This window comes from Streptomyces sp. NPDC093089 (genome assembly GCF_044754405.1).
Taxonomy (GTDB): domain Bacteria; phylum Actinomycetota; class Actinomycetes; order Streptomycetales; family Streptomycetaceae; genus Streptomyces.
The window spans coordinates 103,477-120,753 of record NZ_JBIVPA010000001.1 but is presented as its reverse complement, the minus strand read 5'-3'; the positions used below and the strand labels follow the sequence as shown (position 1 = coordinate 120,753).

Here is a 17,277-nt window from a genome sequence, read left to right as displayed (position 1 = left end):
GGCGGGGCGCCGGCACGCGGCCTTGGTCAGGCCGTCGGCGGGCGGGGTCCCACCCGGTGGTGGGTGGGTCCCACCTGGTGGTGGGTGGGGATGCCGGGCCGGCGCCGGCCCGGCCCGTCATGCGTCGAGGTACGCCAGGACGGCGAGGACGCGACGGTGGCCGCCGCCGTCGCTCGGCGGCAGGCCGAGCTTCGCGAAGACGTTGCCGATGTGCTTGTGCACGGCCCGCTCGGTGACCACCATCGAGCGGGCGATCGTGCCGTTGTCGAGCCCTTGCGCCATCAGCTCCAGGACCTCGCGCTCGCGGGGCGTGAGGGAGTCCAGCGGGTCGTCGCGGCGGCGGGCCAGCAGTTCGGTGACGACCTCCGGGTCCAGGGCCGTACCCCCGGAGGCGACCCGTTCCAGGGCGTCGAGGAACTCGTCGACCCGTCCCACCCGGTCCTTCAGGAGGTAGCCGACGCCCCGCGCGCCGCCGCCCAGGAGCTCCGCCGCGTACGTCTCCTCCACGTACTGGGAGAGCACGAGCACCGGCAGGTCCGGCAGCCGCTCGCGGGCCGCGAGCGCCGCCCGCAGCCCCTCGTCGCGGAAGCCGGGCGGCAGCCGCACGTCGAGGACGGCCACGTCCGGGCGGTGCTCCAGGAGCAGCGGCAGGATCTCGGGCCCGGTGGCCGCGACCCCGACGACCTCGTGGCCGGAGGAGGTCAGCAACAGCACCAGGCCCTCCCTCAGGAGGGCGTTGTCCTCGGCGATCACCACACGCACGGAAGCTCCACTTCGATCACGGTCGGGCCCCCTTCGGGGCTGGTCAGTCGTACGGTGCCGTCCAGCGCGGCCACCCGCCGGCGCATGCCCGTCAGCCCGGAGCCGCCGCTCTCCCCCGCCTCGGCCCCGCCCCGCCCCTCGTCCTGCACGCGCACGCGTAGCCCGGTCCGCTCACGGGCGAGCGCCACGGAGGCCCGCGCGGCTCCGCTGTGCTTGGCCGCGTTCGTCAGCGCCTCGGCCACGACGAAGTACGCCGCCGCCTCGACGGCGGCGGGCGCGCGGGGCTCGTCGGAGGGGGTCGGGGGGTCTGCGGAGGTGGCGGGAGCGGCAGGGGCTGCGGTGGCTGTGCGGGGGCTGGGATCCGTACCGGGGCTGGGGTCCGTGCCCGGGGTGGGGTCCGTGCCCGGGGTGGGGTCCGTAACCGTGGACGGGGCTGTGCCTGGGGTGGTGTCCGTGCCGGTGGACGGGTCCGTAACCGTGGAGGGGTCCGTACGGGCGGCGGGGACGTCGCCCAGGCCCGTCACCGTGACCGCCACGTCCAGGCCGCTGCTCGCGGCGAGGGCCCGTACCGCCCCGGTCAGACCGCGGTCGGTGAGGATCGGCGGGTGGATGCCGCGCACCACGTGCCGCAGCTCGGCCAGCGCCTCCTCGGCCTGCGTCTGGGCGTCGTCCAGGAGCTTGCGCGCGGTCGCGGGATCGGATGCGTACGCGCGCCGGGCAAGGCCGATCCGCATGGAGAGCGCCACCAGGCGGGCCTGCGCGCCGTCGTGGAGGTCGCGCTCGATCCGGCGCAGTTCGGCGCCGTGCGCGGCGACCGCGCCCGCCCGGGTCGCCGTCAGCTGCTCGATACGGGCGGCCAACGCGGCGGCCCGGGCCGCCGACGGGGTCGGCGTGAGCAGCGCGCGCGACCACTCGGCCGCGAGCCCGGCGAGCCCGGCGATCAGCGGCAGCGCCACCGGCCGCCGCCCCGCGAGCCCGGTCCAGACCCCGTCGACCAGCAGCGCGGGCGCCCACAGGACGAGCGAGAGGTACCAGAGCACCGAGCCGTAGAGCAGCTGCGCGGCGGCCCAGACCAGGTCCCGCCGGGTGCCGGGGTCGGTGACGGCCGTCCGCACGCGCGCGGGGAGCGGCCCTTCCAACGGCAGGTACGCCTCGGGGACCGGCGAACCCGTCCACGCGGCCGTACGGTGCCGCTCCCAGCCGGCGATCCGGCGCAGCAGCAGCACGCTCTCGGGAAGCACCCCGGCGCCGATCACCGTGGCGGTGAGGAGCGCCGTGAACAGGGCGACGCCCACCATCAGGTGGCAGAGGAGCGAGAGCGCGGCCCCGATCGCGAGATGGAGCCACGCCCGGGCCGCCTCTTTGATCGCCTCACGCATGGGGCAAGCCTAGGCGGCGGTCGCACGGTGGACGGTGGAGCGGGCTACACCATCGCTCCGGGAGCGGGCACCGCTGTGCGCGGGCCCGGCCCGCACGAGGATCGGAGGGTCGCCGGGAACCACCGGCGGCGGAGGGTCGCCGGGAACGACCGGCGGCCCACCCCGAACCCCCTTCACGGAGGCACCCCGTGCGCGCCCTTCTCTGGCTGCTGCTCACCGCGAGCGTCCTGGCCAACGTCTTCATCAGCTCCTTCTCCGGGTGGACCGGCGGCCTCAGGATCGCCGGCAGCGTCTGCACCGGCGCCGTCCTGATCGGCTCCGCCGTCGGCCTGTGGCTGACCCGCCCGCGTGACCGGGACGGGGACCGGGCCCGCGTGTGACGCGGAGTGCCGCGCCGCCGCCCCCCGATGGGGCTTGTCCGGCGGGGTCGTCGGAGAACCGTCGCGCCGTCGCCCGGCGGGGGCTGTCAGAGGACTGCCCCACAATGGAGGGCGTACCTGAGGAGGGGCAGACATGGCCGTATGGGACGACCTGGTCGGACAGGCGAGGGTCGAGGAGCAGCTCGCCGCCGCCGCGCGGGACGCCGACGCGTTCGTGACCGCCCATGCCGCCGGAGAGCCCGGCCCCGAGGCCTCGAAGATGACCCACGCGTGGCTCTTCACCGGCCCGCCGGGAGCCGGCCGGGAGACGGCGGCGCGGGCGTTCGCCGCCGCGCTGCAGTGCGTGAGCCCCGACCGGGCGCTGGGCGGTGCGCCGGGCTGCGGGTTCTGCACCGGCTGCCACACCGCGCTGATCGGCACCCACGCGGACGTGACGACGGTCAAGGCCGTCGGTGCCGTGGTCCGCGCGGAGGACATGCGCGACACCGTGCGCAAGTCGTACACGGCGCCGGCGAACGGCCGCTGGCAGGTGATCCTGGTGGCCGACGCCGAGCGGCTGAACGAGAAGTCGGCCAACGCCGTCCTGAAGGCCGTGGAGGAACCCGCCCAGCGGACCGTCTGGCTGCTCTGCGCACCCTCCATCGAGGACGTGCTGCCCACGATCCGGTCCCGCTGCCGCCACCTGAACCTGAGCACGCCGTCGGTGCAGGCGGTCGCCGACGTGCTCGTACGGCGCGACGGCATCGAGCCGGAGGCGGCGTACGCCGCGGCCCACGCCACCCAGGGGCACGTCGACCGGGCCCGCCGGCTCGCCACCGACGAGCGGGCACGCGCGCGCCGGGCCGCCGTCCTCAAGGTGCCGCTGCGCGTCGGGGACGTCGGCGGCTGCCTCAAGGCGGCCCAGGAACTCTTCGACGTGGCGGAGGAGGACGCGAAGCAGGTCGCCGAGGAGCTGGACACCAAGGAGGCCGAGGAGCTGAAGACCGCCCTCGGCGTGGCCCCGGGCGGTCGGCTGCCGCGGGGCACGGCCGGCGTGATGAAGGACCTGGAAGCGGACCAGAAGCGGCGCAGGACGCGGACCCAGCGCGACAGCCTCGACCTCGCGCTCACCGACCTCACCGGCTTCTACCGCGACGTCCTGGCCCTCCAGCTCCGCTCCCGCACGGCCCTGGCCAACACGGACGTGCGGGACGCGATCGAGCAGATCGCCCGCGAGACCACCCCGGAGCGCACCCTCCGCCGCATCGAGTCGATCCTCGCCTGCCGCCACGCCCTCGACCGCAACGTGGCCCCGCTGCTCGCCATGGAGGCGATGACACTGGCCCTGCGCGATTAGGCCCCTTTCGGGTCGTCCGAAGGATCGCGCCCCGCTCTCCGGACGGGATCGGGGACCCGTCCGGGAGGACGCCCGACGGATTGCGCCCAGTCCCGGGACGGGATCCGGGAAGCGCACGGCGGGAAGCGCACGGCGGAGAGCGTACGGCGGGAAGCGCACGGCGGGAAGCGCACGGCTGAGAGCGCACGGCTGAGAGCGCACGGCAGGGAGCGTACGGCGGGGAGCCTCCCTGCGGGGAGCGCGATTGGACACGTTCCGTACTCGTCCGGATACGCTCCGGGAATGGATTCCAGGCGTTTGCTCCGCACGTCCGCCACGGCTCTCGCCGCCGCCGGGCTGATCCTCTCCGGCTGCTCGGGCGGAAGCGACGCCGCCGCGTCGCGGAGCACCCCGCCGGGCGCCTCGGCCGCGGGCTCCGCCGCCGCCTCGCCGGAGGCCGCGGCGCTGAAGAAGTACTACGCGCAGAAGCTGTCCTGGCGCGACTGCGGGGTCACGGGTTTCCAGTGCACGACGCTGCTCGCCCCGCTCGACTACGCGAACCCGGAGGCCGGTGACGTGAAGCTGGCCGTCTCGCGGGCGCGGGCCACCGGGCCCGGGAAGCGGCTGGGCTCGCTGCTGGTCAATCCCGGCGGGCCCGGCGGTTCCGCCGTCGGCTACCTCCAGGGGTACGCGGGCATCGGCTACCCCGCACCCGTCCGCGCCCGCTACGACATGGTGGCCGTCGACCCGCGCGGAGTCGCCCGCAGTGAGCCGGTCGACTGCCTGACGGGCCCGCAGATGGACGCGTACACGCAGGTCGACCAGACCCCCGACGACACGGCGGAGGTCAACGCGCTCAGCGCCGCGTTCAAGGACTTCGCGGCCGGCTGCGAGAAGAAGTCCGGCACGATCCTGCCCCACGTCTCCACCGTCGAGACGGCCCGCGACATGGACATCCTGCGGGCGGTGCTCGGCGACGAGAAGCTCACGTACGTGGGGGCGTCGTACGGCACCTTCCTGGGCGCCACCTACGCCGAGCTGTTCCCCGCCCGGGTCGGCCGCCTCGTCCTCGACGGGGCGATGGACCCCTCGCTCTCCGCGGTCGACCTCAACCGCGACCAGACCGCGGGCTTCGAGACCGCCTTCCGCGCCTTCGCCGCCGACTGCGTCCGCACGCCGGACTGCCCCCTCGGCACCGAGTCGGTCGCGGCGGCCGGCGAGGCCCTGAAGGCGTTCTTCCGCGACGTCGACGCCGAGCCGGTGCCCACCGGCGAGAGCCGCGCGCTCGGCGAGTCCCTCGCCACCACCGGCGTGATCGCCGCCATGTACGACGAGGGCGCCTGGCCCCAGCTGCGCGAGGCCCTCACCCGGGCCATCGGCGGCGAGGGCTCCGGCCTCCTCGCCCTCGCCGACAGCTACTACGAACGCGAGGCGGACGGCACCTACGCCAACCTGATGTTCGCCAACGCCGCCGTGAACTGCCTCGACCTGCCGCCCGCCTACGCCGGCCCCACCGACGCCTCGAAGGCCGTCCCCGCCTTCGAGAAGGCCTCCCCGGTCTTCGGCGCGGGCCTCGCCTGGGCCGCCCTCAACTGCACCTACTGGCCCGCGCAGCCCACCGGCCACCCCCACCGCATCACCGCCGACGGCGCCGCCCCCATCCTCGTCGTCGGCACCACCCGCGACCCCGCCACCCCGTACCGGTGGGCCCGCTCCCTCGCCGACCAGCTCTCCTCCGGCACCCTCCTCACCTACGAGGGCGACGGCCACACCGCCTACGGACGCGGCAGCGACTGCATCGACACCGCCATCAACACCTACCTCCTCGAAGGCACCCCTCCCCAGGACGGAAAGCGCTGCTCATAGCCCTGATCCGGGGGTGGTCGGACCACCCCCGGAAACTGTGTAGACTTGGCCGCGCTGCTGCACCCACGATGTGTCTGCACAGCATGCCGCCTTAGCTCAGTTGGCCAGAGCAACGCACTCGTAATGCGTAGGTCTCGGGTTCGAATCCCGAAGGCGGCTCGGAATTACCCCAGGACTCACTCGCCGTGACCTGGGGTTTTTTCATGTGCGGAGGGCGGTGGCCTCCTGCTGGGCGAGGAGGTAGCCGGCCTGGAAGCGGCTTTCGGCGCCGAGGGCGGACATGACGTCGGCGACGTGGCGGCGGCAGCTGCGGACGGAGAGGCCGAGGCGGCGGGCGATGGCGGCGTCGGTGAGGCCCTCGGTGAGGAGGCGGACGATGGTCTGCTTGAGCTCGTCGGAGATGTCCATGATCGTCTGGCGGTCCCACTCGGTCTCGAACGGGAGGCCTTCGAGCCAGAGGCGTTCGTAGGCGCCGACCATGAAGGCGACCACGTGCGGCTCGCGGATGAGGACGGCGGCCTGGGGGTCGTCGGGCACCGGGATGACCGCGGTGGTGCGGTCGAAGACGAGGAGGCGCATGAACTCGTCGTCGAGGGTGCGGACCTGGGCGCCGAGCCGGCCGACCCGCTCGACGTAGGCGCAGGTGCCGGCGGAGAAGCGGGCGGTGTGCTGGTAGAGCATGCGCATGCGGACGCCGCGGCGCAGGAGTTCCTCGTCGCGGGCCACGGCCTCCTCCAGGACCTCGGCGCGTCGGCCGCCGCCGGGCTGGGCCGTGAGGACCTCGCGTTCGCAGGTGCGGCCGAGCTCGGTGATCGCCTCCCGCACCGAGCGGAGGTCGGTGAGCAGCTCGACGTGCTCGGTCTGCCGCAGGTGGGTCTGCCGGCGCAGGTGTGACTCGTACAGCGGCATGAACGCCATCAGCTGCTCGCGGCTGCGCTCCATGTGCCGCCGGCGGGCGCGCATCTCGCGTTCCAGCGGCCCGAGCGTGCGCTGGACGGCGTCGTCGGGTGCCACGGGCAGCACGGCGCGTTCCGGGGTGCGGCGGAGCAGGCCCATGTCGAGGAGGGCGGAGACGGCGGATTCCACCCGGGCCAGCGGGAGGTGCAGTTCCTCCGCGAGCTCGGTGGGGTGTGCTGCCGGCCGCGCCGGGTCGCGGTCGAGTACGCGGCCGTAGACGCGGGTCAGCGGGTCGTCGTCGGGTGTGGCTGCGGTGTGGGTTGTGGTGGCCGGCGTGGGCGTGGGCGTGGGCTTGGGAGGTGCGGTGGCGGCCGGCGCCGGTGCGGGGGCGGGAGGTGCGGTGGTGGCCGGCGTGGGCGCGGCCGGTGCGGAGGCGGGAGGTGTGGGGAAGGTGGTTCCCGGGTCGGCTTTCCGGGGTGTTCGAGTGCTGCCGGAGCCCTGCCTTATGTCGGTTGTCGACACGTTGTCCCCCGTTTGTCATGGCGTCCTGTTGCTGCCATGCAGGCTCATGAGCCATGCGGTCGGACCCATAGGCATGCAGCCGGGGATACGTTCATCCCACCGCCCAGAAGGTCAAAGCTCACCAAGCTCGCACAGCCCGTGAAGCTCGTCATCCCGCTCAATCCATCACGACCTCCTCGTGACCTCCTCGCGGCGTCCTCGCGACGCCCCCTCGCGGAAAGAGACACCCGACATGAAGCGGCGGATCCGCACCAGCCTCCTCGCCACCACGCTGATCACCGGCCTCGCGGGTCTGGCCACCGTCACCGCGACCCAGGCCGCCGGCGGCGCCGGAACGCACGACACCGGATGGGGCGCGGCCGTCCTGAGCGGCCCGAACGGCACCGACGGCACCGGAACCGGCACGACCGTCGGCGGTCCGGGCACCCACGACACCGGCTGGGGATGAACATGACCCTGCTCGACTGCACCCTGCGCACCGGCGGGCAGCTCACCGGCGGCTCCGTACCCCCCGCGCTGGCCGCCGACTACCTCGCGGTCTGCGCGCGGATCGGCGTCGACATCGTCGAGCTGGGCACCGTCCACGACCCCGCCGGCCCCGGAGCCCCCTTCGGCGACCTGCTGCCGGTCCCCCTTCCCGGCGACCACGACGAGCGGTACGGGCCGCGCTTCTCCGTCCTGCTGGACACCGCCGCCCTGCCCGTCACGGACACCGCCGCCACGGCCGCCGCCGGCCGGATCGCCGAGGCGCTCGCCGCAGGCTCCGTCCCCGTCGGCCTGGTGCGGCTCTCCGTCCGGTACGACCGGGTGGCCCGCGCCGCCGCCCCGCTGCGGCGGCTGCGGGAGGCCGGGCTCGGCGTCTGCCTCTTCCTCACCGACATCGACCTCGCCTCCCACCGCGAACTCGACGGCTGTCTCGGCGAGGCCGCGGCGCTCGGCCCCCTCGACGCCGTGTTCCTCGTCGACTCGCTCGGCTCGTTCCGCCCGGAGCGGGTCATCGAACTCGTCCAGTCCACCCGTGCCGCCGTCACCGCTCCCGTCGGCATCCACGCCCACGACAACCAGGGCTTCGCCCTGCACAACACCGTCGTCGCCGGCAGCGCCGGCGCCACCTGGCAGGACGCCGCCGTGCACGGGATCGGCCCGGGCGCCGGACTGACCCGCACCGAGCAGCTCCTCGCCCTGCTCGGCGCCGCCCCCGCCGACCTCACCCCGCTGCTCGCGCTCATCGCCACCCATGTCGCCCCGCTGAAGCGGCGGTACGGGTGGGGCGCCGGGCCCCGCCAGGTCATGGCGGGCCTCGCCCGCATCCCGGTCTCGGCGGTACGGGGACTGGACCCGCACGTCGGCGTCTGAGCCTGGGGCTGGGCCTGGGCCTGGGGCTGGGCCTGAGTCGTGGGGGTCGCCCGCCCCGCATCGCCGCCTCGCCACCTCGCTGTGCGGTGGTGGCGCCGCCTCGCCGTGCCGCCGTGCCGTGATTCCCCCTGCCCGTCGTCCGCTGCCCGTCGCCGCCATTGCCCGCCGCCCGCCGCCGGCGCCTGTCGCGCCCGCCGCCGTCGTCCCGTCCGAGGAGATCCCATGCCGTTCACCGCGCCCATCCCGCCGCCGGGGGAGCAGCCCCTCGCCCCGACCCCGTACAGCGATCTCGCCGAGACCACCGGAGCCGCCGCCATGGCCAACCGCTTCCGCATCGACCGCAGTTCCGCCACGGATGAGTTCGGGCTCGCCTGTCAGCGGCTGATCCCGTGGTCCGGCGGGGAGGAGACGCCCGTCGGGGCGATGGCCTGCTTCCTGCGGCCCGGGGGCGATTCGGACCCGGACTGCCACAACCAGGACGAGGTCATGATCATCCTGGCGGGCTCGGGGTCGGTGACGCTCGACGGTGCTCTCGAACCGCCGTTCCGCGCCGGTGACGTCGTCGTCCTGCCGCGCAACCAGGAGCACGTCGTCCACAACACCGGCGACACCGAGCTGAGTTGGGTCTCCCTGTACTGGCCGCTGCGCGAGCCCGCGCGGACCGGCGACAGCAGTGACAGCGATGACAGCACCGGCAGCACCGGCAGCACCGGCAGCACCGGCAGCACCGGCAGCACCGCCGGTACCGGCAGCGCCGACGCCGGCGCCCACCGTACCGACGCCACCGCAAGCACCGACGAGAACGAGGAGGTTGCCGCATGAGCGACAACGTGACGCACCGGACGACCCGGACGACGGCCCAGTGGATCACCGCCACCCCGCCCACCCCCAACGGCGACCTGCACATCGGCCACCTCGCCGGCCCGTACCTCGCCGGTGACGTCCTGCGCCGCTTCCTCGCCGCCGAGGGCGCCGGGCCGGTCCTCTACACGACCGGCCTCGACGACCACCAGAGCTACGTGCCCGTCCGCGGCATCAACGACGGCGGACGCAAGGGCGAGGAGGTCGCCGACGGCTACGGCGCCTCCATCGAGTCCGTGTGGAACCGGGCCGGCGCCGACTTCGACGCGATCGTCCGCCCGCGCCGCGACATCGGCTACCAGACGGCCGTCCAGGAGTTCTTCCAGCGCCTGTACGACGCCGGGCACATCGTCGCCCGTACGGCACCGCTGCCGTACTGCACCGGCTGCGAGCGGTGGCTGTACGAGGCCTACCTGAAGGGCGACTGCCCGCACTGCGGATCCGGCTCCAACGGCAACGCCTGCGAGCCCTGCGGCCGCCCCAACGACTGCGCCGACCTGGCCGACCCCGTCTGCACCGGCTGCGGCGCCACCCCCGAACTCCGCGACTGCGAACGGCTCTACTTCCCCCTCGCCCCCTGGGAGCAGGAGCTCGCCGACTTCTGGGAGCAGGTCGACATGCCGCCGCACCTGCGGTCGCTGTGCGAACGGATGCGGGCCGAAGGGCTTCCCGAGATCGCCGTCAGCCACCCCTCCGAGTGGGGCGTGCCGGTGCCCGTCGCGGGCTTCACCGAGCAGCGGATCTACGTCTGGTTCGAGATGGCCCCCGGCTACCTCCTGGAGTGGACCGGCGCCGGCGGCACCGGGCCCGCGCCCGCCCCCGTCCAGTTCTTCGGCTTCGACAACGGCTACTTCCACGCGCTGCTGTTCCCCGCCGCGTTCCGGGCGTACGACCCCGGGATCGCGCTGCCGAAGGCCTTCGTGGTCAACGAGTTCTACCGGCTCGAAGGCCTCAAGTTCTCCACCAGCCGCCGCCACGCCATCTGGGCGCACGAGGAGCTCGACCGCACCGGCGCCGACGTGCTCCGCTACCACGTCCTGTCCGACCGGCCCAACGGCCGCCAGACCAGCTTCAGTTCGCAGGCCCTCGAACTCAGCCGCGCCCGTCTCGCCGACCGCTGGGACGGCTGGCTCGGCCGCCTCCTCACCGCCGTCGCCGAGGACGCGGACGGCGCCGCACCCGCCGAGGCGCCGCAGGGCCCCGCCTGGGAACGGCTCCGCGACCGGCTCGCCGGAACCGTCGACCAGCTGAGGGACGCGTACGGCGTCGAGGGGTACGACGCGCGGCGCGCCGTCGCCCTCCTCGACGAGATCGTCGCCCTCGCCGAGGACTTCGGACACGTCACCGGCTTCGAGCGGGAGCGCCCGGCCGGCGGCCCCGCCCACCGGTCCGCCCTCGCCGCCCAGCTCGCCGTCGCCGCCGCCCTGTCGGCCTGGGCCGCGCCCGCCCTTCCGTACGGCTCCGCCCGCCTCGCCGGCCTGCTCGCGCTCCCGTCCGAGCCCCGGCGGGTGGACCTGGACGCCCTGGCCCCCCTCGCCCCGGGGACGCCGGTGGCCGCCTGGCCCGGGGCGGTCTTCAGTGCCTGACCTGCTGTGGGAAGGCGAGGCCGGGATCGGCGCCGAGGACACGGCGCCGGGCCCGATCGAGACCGAGGCCGTCTCCGGGGACGCGGCCGCGGTCGTCACCCCGGGCGGCGTCGTGTCCGCCCTCGGCACCTGGGCCGGCGCCGTGACCGGCCTGCGGTCCGCCGAGGCCGAGGCCGCGGCGGACGCGCTGCCGCGCGGGGCGGTCGTCGGCCCGTTCTCCGGCGAACGGGCCGCCTGGGGCGAACACCTGGAGCGGGCCGCCGCCCACTACGGATCCGCCGTCACCTGGGAGCTGTACGACGACCGCGGCGAGACCGAGACCGCCCTGCAGATCGCCGAGGCCGTCGTCGCCGAAGGCCGCCACACGCTGGTCGTCGGACACTTCAACAGCGCGGGCGCGCGCGTGGCCCTGCCCGTCTACCGTGCCGCCGGCCTCCCCGTCCTCCTGCCCCTCGCCACCACGCCCGACCTGCTCGCCGACAGCACCGGCACCATCCTGCGCTGGTGCCCGGACGACCGGGCCCAGGCCGCCGACCTGCTGGCGGCCGTGCGCTCCGCCGGGCACACCCGCATCGCCGTCGCCCACGACGGCACCCCCTACGGAACCTGCCTCGCCCGACTCGTCCGCGCACCCCGACCCACCGCACCCCCCGCAAGGCCCGCCCTTCCGTTCGGCGCCGTCGTCTCGGACGGCAGCGGTCCCGCCACCGGCGCGGTGCCGGTAGCGGTACCGGCGATGCCGGCGGGGCGGCTTCCGGGAACGGACGCGTCGTCCGGGCCCGCCGGTGGGGCGGCGGGCCGCGGGGCCGGTACGGGCCTCGGCACCGGTTTCGGCACTGCGCCTGGTACGGGCTCCCGCGCCGGGACCGGCCTCGGCTCCGGTACCGGTACCGGCGGCCCCGTCGCCGCCGTCGAGGTGATCGACGGTGGCGACGGGCCGACCGCGGGGACCGTCGCCGCGATCACCGCGCTCGTCGTGTGCGGCACCCACGCCGGGGCGGCGCGGATCGGGCGGGAGTGGCGGGCCGCAGGGTTCGGCGGGGCGTTCTACTTCACCGACGACTGCGCGGTGGACGAGTTCGCCGCGCTGCTCGCCGAGCCGCCCGGTCGCCCCGCCGCCCACGTGGCCCGCATGCGCGGCGGCCCCGAGACCCATGTCGACGCCGCGTTCGCCGCCGCCACCGCCGCGCTCACCGAGGACCCCGAGCGGACCGGACGCACCCTGCTCGCCGCCGTACGGGCCCATGCCGACCGGGGGTTCACCGCGCGCGGAGAACCGGAGGCCGGAAGCGTCGGATGGGACTTCACGCCCGTGCCGGACGCGCCCCGCACCACCGCGCCCGTCCGCGGCCGGGCCTACGACGTGATCATCGTGGGCGCCGGGGTCGTCGGCGCCGCCACCGCGTCCGTACTCGCCCGGCACGGCGCCCGGGTCGCGCTCGTCGCCCCCATGGACGGCAGCCAGGACCACGCCACCGCGATGTCCGGCGGGCTCGTACGGTCCTACGAACCCGACCCGTACCTGCGGGGGCTCGCCCTGCGCAGCCACCAGCTCGCCTGGGGGCCGGCCGCGCTCGCCCCCGGCCCGTACGGCTTCATGACCACCGGATCGCTCGTCCTCTGCGGCGACCCCGACATGGAACAGGCCCGCAAGGGCGTCGCCGAGCTCAACGGCGCCGGCGTGCCCGCCGAACTCCTCGCCCCCGGCGAGATCGCGGCCCGCTTCCCCGGACTCGCCGTCGACGGCATCACCGCCGCCGTCTGGGAACCCGAAGCCGGCTACGCCGACCCGCCCCGCGCCGCCCGCGCCTACCGCGACCGCGCACTCGCCCACGGGGCCCGGCTGCTGCCCGCGCTCGTCCGCGAACTCGTCGCCCCGCCCGGGGCCGACCGCGTCCGGGTCCTCCTCGAACCCGGCGGCCCCGTCGAAGCCCGCGCCGTCGTCCTCGCCGCCGGCGGCGGGACCGGGCACATCGCCGGACACCGGCTCAGCGGCGCGGACGCCGGACGCACCAAGAGCATCCGCTACGGCTTCTTCCACCACCCCGCCACGGCCGGCCTGCCGACCGTCGTCGACCTCGTCACCGGCGTCTGGGGCAGACCCCAGCTCAGCGGTGAAGCCGCCGGCGGGTACATGGCCGGACGGCCCGTCGACGAATGGGACGTGCCCCCCGGGGGCGACGACACGCTCACCGACGAGCAAGTGGCGTACATCCGCGAGGGGGCCGCCGTCCGCTGGCCCTGGCTCGCCGACCCCGCCACCCGCTTCCTCGCCGGGCGCCGCGGCGTCGACCTCTACGCGCCCCGGTCCCGGCCGCACCTCGGGCGCTCCCATGCCGGCAGCCGCGTCGTCCTCGCGACGGGGTGGTCCGGGGCGGGGTTCAAGACCGCGCCCGCTGCGGCCGAGCTCGCCGCCGCCGAAGCCTTGGAGGTCCTCACGGGCCTTTGACCCCACGCGGGACCTTGCCCCCGCGCCGAGCCCGCGCGCCCTCCCTGGTTGTGCCCAGCCGTTCCGCCGGGGGTCCCCCCGGACGGAGTCCGGGGGAGGAGCGATTGCCCACAACGGGGTGGGCTGGACAGGGGTGAGGCGTCCGTTGTGCCCACAACGAGGTGGGTCGGACTGGTGAGTTGGATGTTCTGGATGGTTGGAAGGGGAGGTGGCGGTGTGACGGATGTGGTGGCTCGGCCGGAGGCGGTCGAGGGGGGCCGTGAGGGGCTCGGCGTCAGGGCGTTGGTGGTGTTCTACGTCAGCAGCCTGGTGGGGACGGGGATTCTGCTGGTGCCGGGGCTGACGGAGCGGCAGGCGGGCCCCGCGGCGCTGCTCGCGTGGCTGGCGCTGGCGGTGAGCTCGTATCCGTTCGCGCGGTTCTTCGCGGAGATGTCGGCGTGGCGGCCGGACGCGGCGGGGCTGGCCGCGATGGTGGAGGCGGGGTTCGGGCGGAGGCCGGGGCGGGCGGCGGGGCTGCTGCTCGTGGCGACGTACGTGATCGGGAACCCGGTGATGGGCATCGTGTCGGCCCGGTGCCTGCTGGGGCTGCTGGGTGAGCCGGACGGGCCGGTGTATCCGATCGCGATCGGGTTCATGGCGGTGTCGGCGGCGTTCACGCTGCTGGGTCTGACGGCGGGCGCCCGGGTCCAGGCCGCCGCGCTGGTGGTGCTGCTGCTGGGGCTCGGCGGGGCGGTGGTGCTCGCGGTGCCGCGCTTCGACGCGGGGGAGTACACGCCGTTCGTCACGCACGGCTGGGGCGGGGTCGGGATCGCCGTGGTGACCGCGTTCTTCTCGTTCCTGGGCTGGGAGAACGTGTCGACGCTCGCCGAGCAGGTCGACGACCCGGCCCGGAGCTACCGGCGGGCGATCCGCTGGGCGGTCCCGATCGTGGGCCTGCTGTACGTGGCGGTGACGGCGGCGTACCTCGCCGTCCCGGGCGACGAACCGGTCGTCATCACGGCCCTGCTGGGGGCCTCGCTCGGCGAGGGCGGTGCCGTCGCCGGCGACCTGCTGGCGCTGGGACTCGCGGTGGTCGCCACCAACGCGTGGGTCCTCGGCGCGACGCGGGTCGTCCGGGCGGCGGCGCGTGAGCGGATCCTGCCGGGGCGGCTGGCCGGCCGTCCGGTGTGGGCGACGGTGGCCCTGGCCCTCGCCTACGCGGCGGTGCTCGGTGCGCTGACCGTCGCGGGGACCGGCGAGGAGCCGGTGCTCGTCGTCACCAGCAGCGCCTTCCTGCTCCTGTACGTGGCGGCCGCCGCGGCCGCGCTGAGGGCGCGCGGCACCGGGCGCCCGCTGCGCGTGACGGCCGTCGTGACCCTGCTGATCGCGGTCGTGTTCCTGTCCTTCGCCGGTACGGGCCTGCTGTTCGCGCTGGTCCTCGCCGCCGGGTGCGTGGCGCTGACGGCCGGCCGCACCCGTACCCCTCGTCCCCCTCGGACTCCCCCGTACCCCTCGTGACCCTCGTAACCCCCGCACTCCTGCTCGTACGTCCTGATCAGGTTTCTCCGATTCCGAAAGGTTTTCCGCCATGAGCACGAACGAGACCACTCCCGTCTACGACGTCGTCGGTGTCGGCTTCGGGCCCGCCAACCTCGCCCTCGCCATCGCGATCGAGGAGCACAACGAGCAGGCCGCGCCCGGCGAGGAGCTGACGGCGGTCTTCCTGGAGAAGCAGCCCGCGTTCGGCTGGCACCGGGGCATGCTCATCCCGGACGCCACGATGCAGGTCTCGTTCCTCAAGGACCTGGCCACGATGCGCAACCCGGTCAGCCGCTTCGGGTTCGTGCCCTATCTGCACGACCGGGGCAGGCTGGTCGACTTCATCAACCACAAGGCGCTGTTCCCGACCCGGGAGGAGTTCCACGACTATCTCCAGTGGGCGGCCAACGGCGTGGACCACATGGTCCGTTACGGCCTCGAAGTGACGGCCATCCGCCCCGCGGACCGGGCGGGCCGGGGCGGCCCCGTCGTCGAGGTCGACGTCGCCGCGCTCGGCGGAGCCGGCAGCGGCGCCGAGGCGGAGGCCGTCACCTACCGGGCGCGGAACCTGGTCATCGGCACCGGCCTCGTGCCCCGGCTCCCCGAGGGCGTCGAGTCGTCCGAACGCCTCTGGCACAGCAGCGAGTTCCTGCACCGGCTCGCCGCGCTGCCGAGCGACGCCCCGCGCCGGTTCGTGGTGGCGGGCGCGGGGCAGAGCGCCGCCGAGATCGCCGACCACCTGCACCGCACGTTCGAGGACGCGGAGGTCGTCGCCGTGCACACCCGGTACGGGTACAGCCCGGCCGACGACAGCCCGTACGCCAACCGGATCTTCGACCCGGAGGCCGTCGACCTGTACCACGGCGCCGATCCGTCCGTCCGCCGCACGCTCATGGACTACCACCGCAACACCAACTACGGCGTGGTCGACATGGACCTCATCGAGGAGCTCTACCGCCGCTCGTACCAGGAGAAGGTGCGCGGCGAGCAGCGGCTGCGGATCCTCGGCGTCACCCGGCTCACCGCCGTCGAGGAGGGCCCCGACGGCGTCCGCGTCGAGGTGCGGAACCTCGCCACGGACGAGACGGAGACGATGACGGCCGACGCCGTCGTGTACGCCACCGGCTACGGCGAGCCCGACCCGACCCTGCTGCTCGGCGAGCTCGACGCCGCCTGCCTGCGCGACGAGGCCGGCCGGCTGCGGGTGCGCCGCGACTACCGGGTGGAGACCGCTCCGGAGATGGGGGCCGGCATCTACCTGATGGGCGGCACCGAACACTCGCACGGCATCACCGCCAACCTGCTGTCGATGGCCGCCGTCCGCGCCGGAGAGATCTGCGACTCCCTTGCGGAGCACCGCCGTTCCGACAGGCGGGCGCCAGTGGCGGTGACGGGCTGAGACCCCGTACAACACCTGCACACCTGTATATCTGCACGTCTGCACGTCTGCACGTCTGCACGTCTGCACCTGCACACCGGGATTCGGAGCGAGAGGGAACCATGAGCACCACCACCGCCACTTCCGACGACCAGTTGGCCGTCACCGAGCGGACCCGGCTGCGTCGCATGCGGGAGAAGGGAAGCCACCGCCGCGCCGACCTGGACGCCGTGCTCGCGGCGGGCTTCCTCTGCCACCTCGGCGTCACCGTCGACGGGACGACGATGGTGGTGCCCACCGCGTACGGCGTGGACGGCGACCGGCTCTACCTGCACGGGTCCGTCGCCAGCCGCAGCCTGGTCCAGGCCCCGGACACCACCGTCTGCGTCACCGTCACCCACGTCGACGGCCTCGTCCTGGCCCGTTCCGTCTTCGAGCACGGCGTCAACTACCGCTGCGCGATGGTCTACGGCGTGCCCCGCGTCGTGACCGACCCGGACGAGAAGCTGCGCGGCCTGCGGGCGCTCACCGAGCAGAGCTCCCCGGGGCAGTGGGAGTACGTGCGCCGGCCCAGCCGCAAGGAGCTGGCCGCGACCTCCGTCCTCGCGCTCGACCTCACCGAGGCCTCGGTGAAGACCCGCAGCGGCCCGCCGGACGACGGCGACTCCGAGGACGCGGCGCTCGGACTGTGGGCGGGGGTCCTCCCCGTGGTGACCACCTTCGGCGACCCCGTCACCGACCCCGCCCTCCCGGCGGACTCCGTGCCGCCGGCCCACGTCTCCTCCCGTGCGGGCCGACCGACGGACGCCCGCTGAGTCCGGCGTGACACCCGTGCCGGCCGGCCTGGGGGCCCGGCCGGACGACTCGCGGGTGGCCCGCGCGGTCCGGTCCGGGGTGGCCCCGCGCGGTCCGGTCCGGGGTGGTCAGCGCCATCCGGCCCGGGGATGGTCCCCGGCCCGGACGGTCTCACGCCTCCGCAGACCGTTTCACGCCGCCGCCGGGGACGGT

The 17,277-nt window shown here is 74.8% G+C and carries 14 protein-coding genes and 1 tRNA gene; 12 read left to right on the top strand and 3 right to left on the bottom strand.

Translation table 11 applies throughout. The features are described from left to right. Positions 1-117: 117 nt before the first annotated feature. Entirely contained in the window at positions 118-762 is a 645-nt protein-coding gene (locus ACIQFX_RS00550; protein WP_376487326.1) for a LuxR C-terminal-related transcriptional regulator, read from the bottom strand. Next, a complete protein-coding gene (locus tag ACIQFX_RS00545) occupies positions 750-2,141 on the bottom strand; it encodes a sensor domain-containing protein (protein WP_402457127.1) in 1,392 nt (463 codons plus the stop codon). Before ACIQFX_RS00545 ends, ACIQFX_RS00550 begins: the two co-directional genes overlap by 13 nt. 188 nt (positions 2,142-2,329) lie before the next feature. Here ACIQFX_RS00545 and ACIQFX_RS00540 point away from each other — a divergent pair, with 188 nt between their 5' ends. The 4 genes from ACIQFX_RS00540 to ACIQFX_RS00525 all read left to right on the top strand — a co-directional run bounded on the left by ACIQFX_RS00540 (position 2,330) and on the right by ACIQFX_RS00525 (position 5,861). Continuing rightward, complete coding sequence (locus ACIQFX_RS00540) at positions 2,330-2,521, top strand: hypothetical protein (protein WP_402457124.1); 192 nt, start codon at positions 2,330-2,332, stop codon at positions 2,519-2,521. 133 nt (positions 2,522-2,654) lie between these two features. After that, entirely contained in the window at positions 2,655-3,857 is a 1,203-nt protein-coding gene (locus ACIQFX_RS00535) for a DNA polymerase III subunit delta' (protein WP_402457121.1), read from the top strand. A gap of 282 nt (positions 3,858-4,139) precedes the next feature. After that, on the top strand, positions 4,140-5,702 hold the full coding sequence (locus ACIQFX_RS00530) for an alpha/beta hydrolase (RefSeq protein ID WP_402457118.1): 1,563 nt from the start codon (positions 4,140-4,142) through the stop codon (positions 5,700-5,702). A gap of 85 nt (positions 5,703-5,787) precedes the next feature. Beyond that, a tRNA-Thr gene (locus ACIQFX_RS00525) sits at positions 5,788-5,861 on the top strand. A gap of 42 nt (positions 5,862-5,903) precedes the next feature. Here ACIQFX_RS00525 and ACIQFX_RS00520 read toward each other — a convergent pair. Continuing rightward, positions 5,904-7,121 (bottom strand): LuxR C-terminal-related transcriptional regulator, encoded by a 1,218-nt coding sequence (locus ACIQFX_RS00520; RefSeq protein ID WP_402457115.1) that lies wholly within the window; start codon positions 7,119-7,121, stop codon positions 5,904-5,906. A 232-nt stretch (positions 7,122-7,353) separates the two neighbouring features. On the opposite strand from ACIQFX_RS00520, the gene ACIQFX_RS00515 reads away from it, so the two are divergent. The 8 genes from ACIQFX_RS00515 (at position 7,354) to ACIQFX_RS00480 (ending at position 17,084) form a co-directional block, all read left to right on the top strand. Continuing rightward, positions 7,354-7,569 carry a hypothetical protein gene (locus tag ACIQFX_RS00515; protein ID WP_402457113.1) on the top strand — a complete coding sequence of 72 codons (216 nt, stop codon included), beginning with the start codon at positions 7,354-7,356 and terminating at the stop codon, positions 7,567-7,569. Between the two features lie 2 nt (positions 7,570-7,571). Then, positions 7,572-8,477: a hypothetical protein gene (locus ACIQFX_RS00510; protein ID WP_402457110.1), complete on the top strand. Its 906-nt coding sequence runs from the start codon at positions 7,572-7,574 to the stop codon at positions 8,475-8,477. Positions 8,478-8,699: 222 nt separating this feature from the next. Next, a complete protein-coding gene (locus tag ACIQFX_RS00505) occupies positions 8,700-9,299 on the top strand; it encodes a cupin domain-containing protein (protein WP_402457107.1) in 600 nt (199 codons plus the stop codon). Beyond that, the gene (locus tag ACIQFX_RS00500) at positions 9,296-10,924 is read left to right on the top strand and encodes a methionine--tRNA ligase (RefSeq protein WP_402457104.1); all 1,629 of its coding nucleotides are present in this window, start codon (positions 9,296-9,298) and stop codon (positions 10,922-10,924) included. Before ACIQFX_RS00505 ends, ACIQFX_RS00500 begins: the two co-directional genes overlap by 4 nt. Next, complete coding sequence (locus ACIQFX_RS00495) at positions 10,917-13,373, top strand: FAD-dependent oxidoreductase (protein WP_402457101.1); 2,457 nt, start codon at positions 10,917-10,919, stop codon at positions 13,371-13,373. Before ACIQFX_RS00500 ends, ACIQFX_RS00495 begins: the two co-directional genes overlap by 8 nt. Positions 13,374-13,589: 216 nt before the next feature. Then, complete coding sequence (locus ACIQFX_RS00490; protein WP_402457098.1) at positions 13,590-14,870, top strand: APC family permease; 1,281 nt, start codon at positions 13,590-13,592, stop codon at positions 14,868-14,870. Positions 14,871-14,940: 70 nt separating this feature from the next. Next, entirely contained in the window at positions 14,941-16,290 is a 1,350-nt protein-coding gene (locus ACIQFX_RS00485) for a lysine N(6)-hydroxylase/L-ornithine N(5)-oxygenase family protein (RefSeq protein WP_402457096.1), read from the top strand. A gap of 101 nt (positions 16,291-16,391) precedes the next feature. Then, entirely contained in the window at positions 16,392-17,084 is a 693-nt protein-coding gene (locus ACIQFX_RS00480; protein ID WP_402457093.1) for a pyridoxamine 5'-phosphate oxidase family protein, read from the top strand. The last annotated feature ends 193 nt before the right edge of the window (positions 17,085-17,277 follow it).

Bases quoted from the DNA above. Each gene is read 5' to 3' on its own strand.
- ACIQFX_RS00545 (WP_402457127.1), bottom strand. From the start codon at position 2,141: ATGCGTGAGGCGATCAAAGAGGCGGCCCGGGCGTGGCTCCATCTCGCG.
- ACIQFX_RS00530 (WP_402457118.1), top strand. From the start codon at position 4,140: ATGGATTCCAGGCGTTTGCTCCGCACGTCCGCCACGGCTCTCGCCGCC.
- ACIQFX_RS00515 (WP_402457113.1), top strand. From the start codon at position 7,354: ATGAAGCGGCGGATCCGCACCAGCCTCCTCGCCACCACGCTGATCACC.
- ACIQFX_RS00500 (WP_402457104.1), top strand. From the start codon at position 9,296: ATGAGCGACAACGTGACGCACCGGACGACCCGGACGACGGCCCAGTGG.
- ACIQFX_RS00510 (WP_402457110.1), top strand. From the start codon at position 7,572: ATGACCCTGCTCGACTGCACCCTGCGCACCGGCGGGCAGCTCACCGGC.
- ACIQFX_RS00535 (WP_402457121.1), top strand. From the start codon at position 2,655: ATGGCCGTATGGGACGACCTGGTCGGACAGGCGAGGGTCGAGGAGCAG.
- ACIQFX_RS00480 (WP_402457093.1), top strand. From the start codon at position 16,392: ATGAGCACCACCACCGCCACTTCCGACGACCAGTTGGCCGTCACCGAG.
- ACIQFX_RS00485 (WP_402457096.1), top strand. From the start codon at position 14,941: ATGAGCACGAACGAGACCACTCCCGTCTACGACGTCGTCGGTGTCGGC.
- ACIQFX_RS00505 (WP_402457107.1), top strand. From the start codon at position 8,700: ATGCCGTTCACCGCGCCCATCCCGCCGCCGGGGGAGCAGCCCCTCGCC.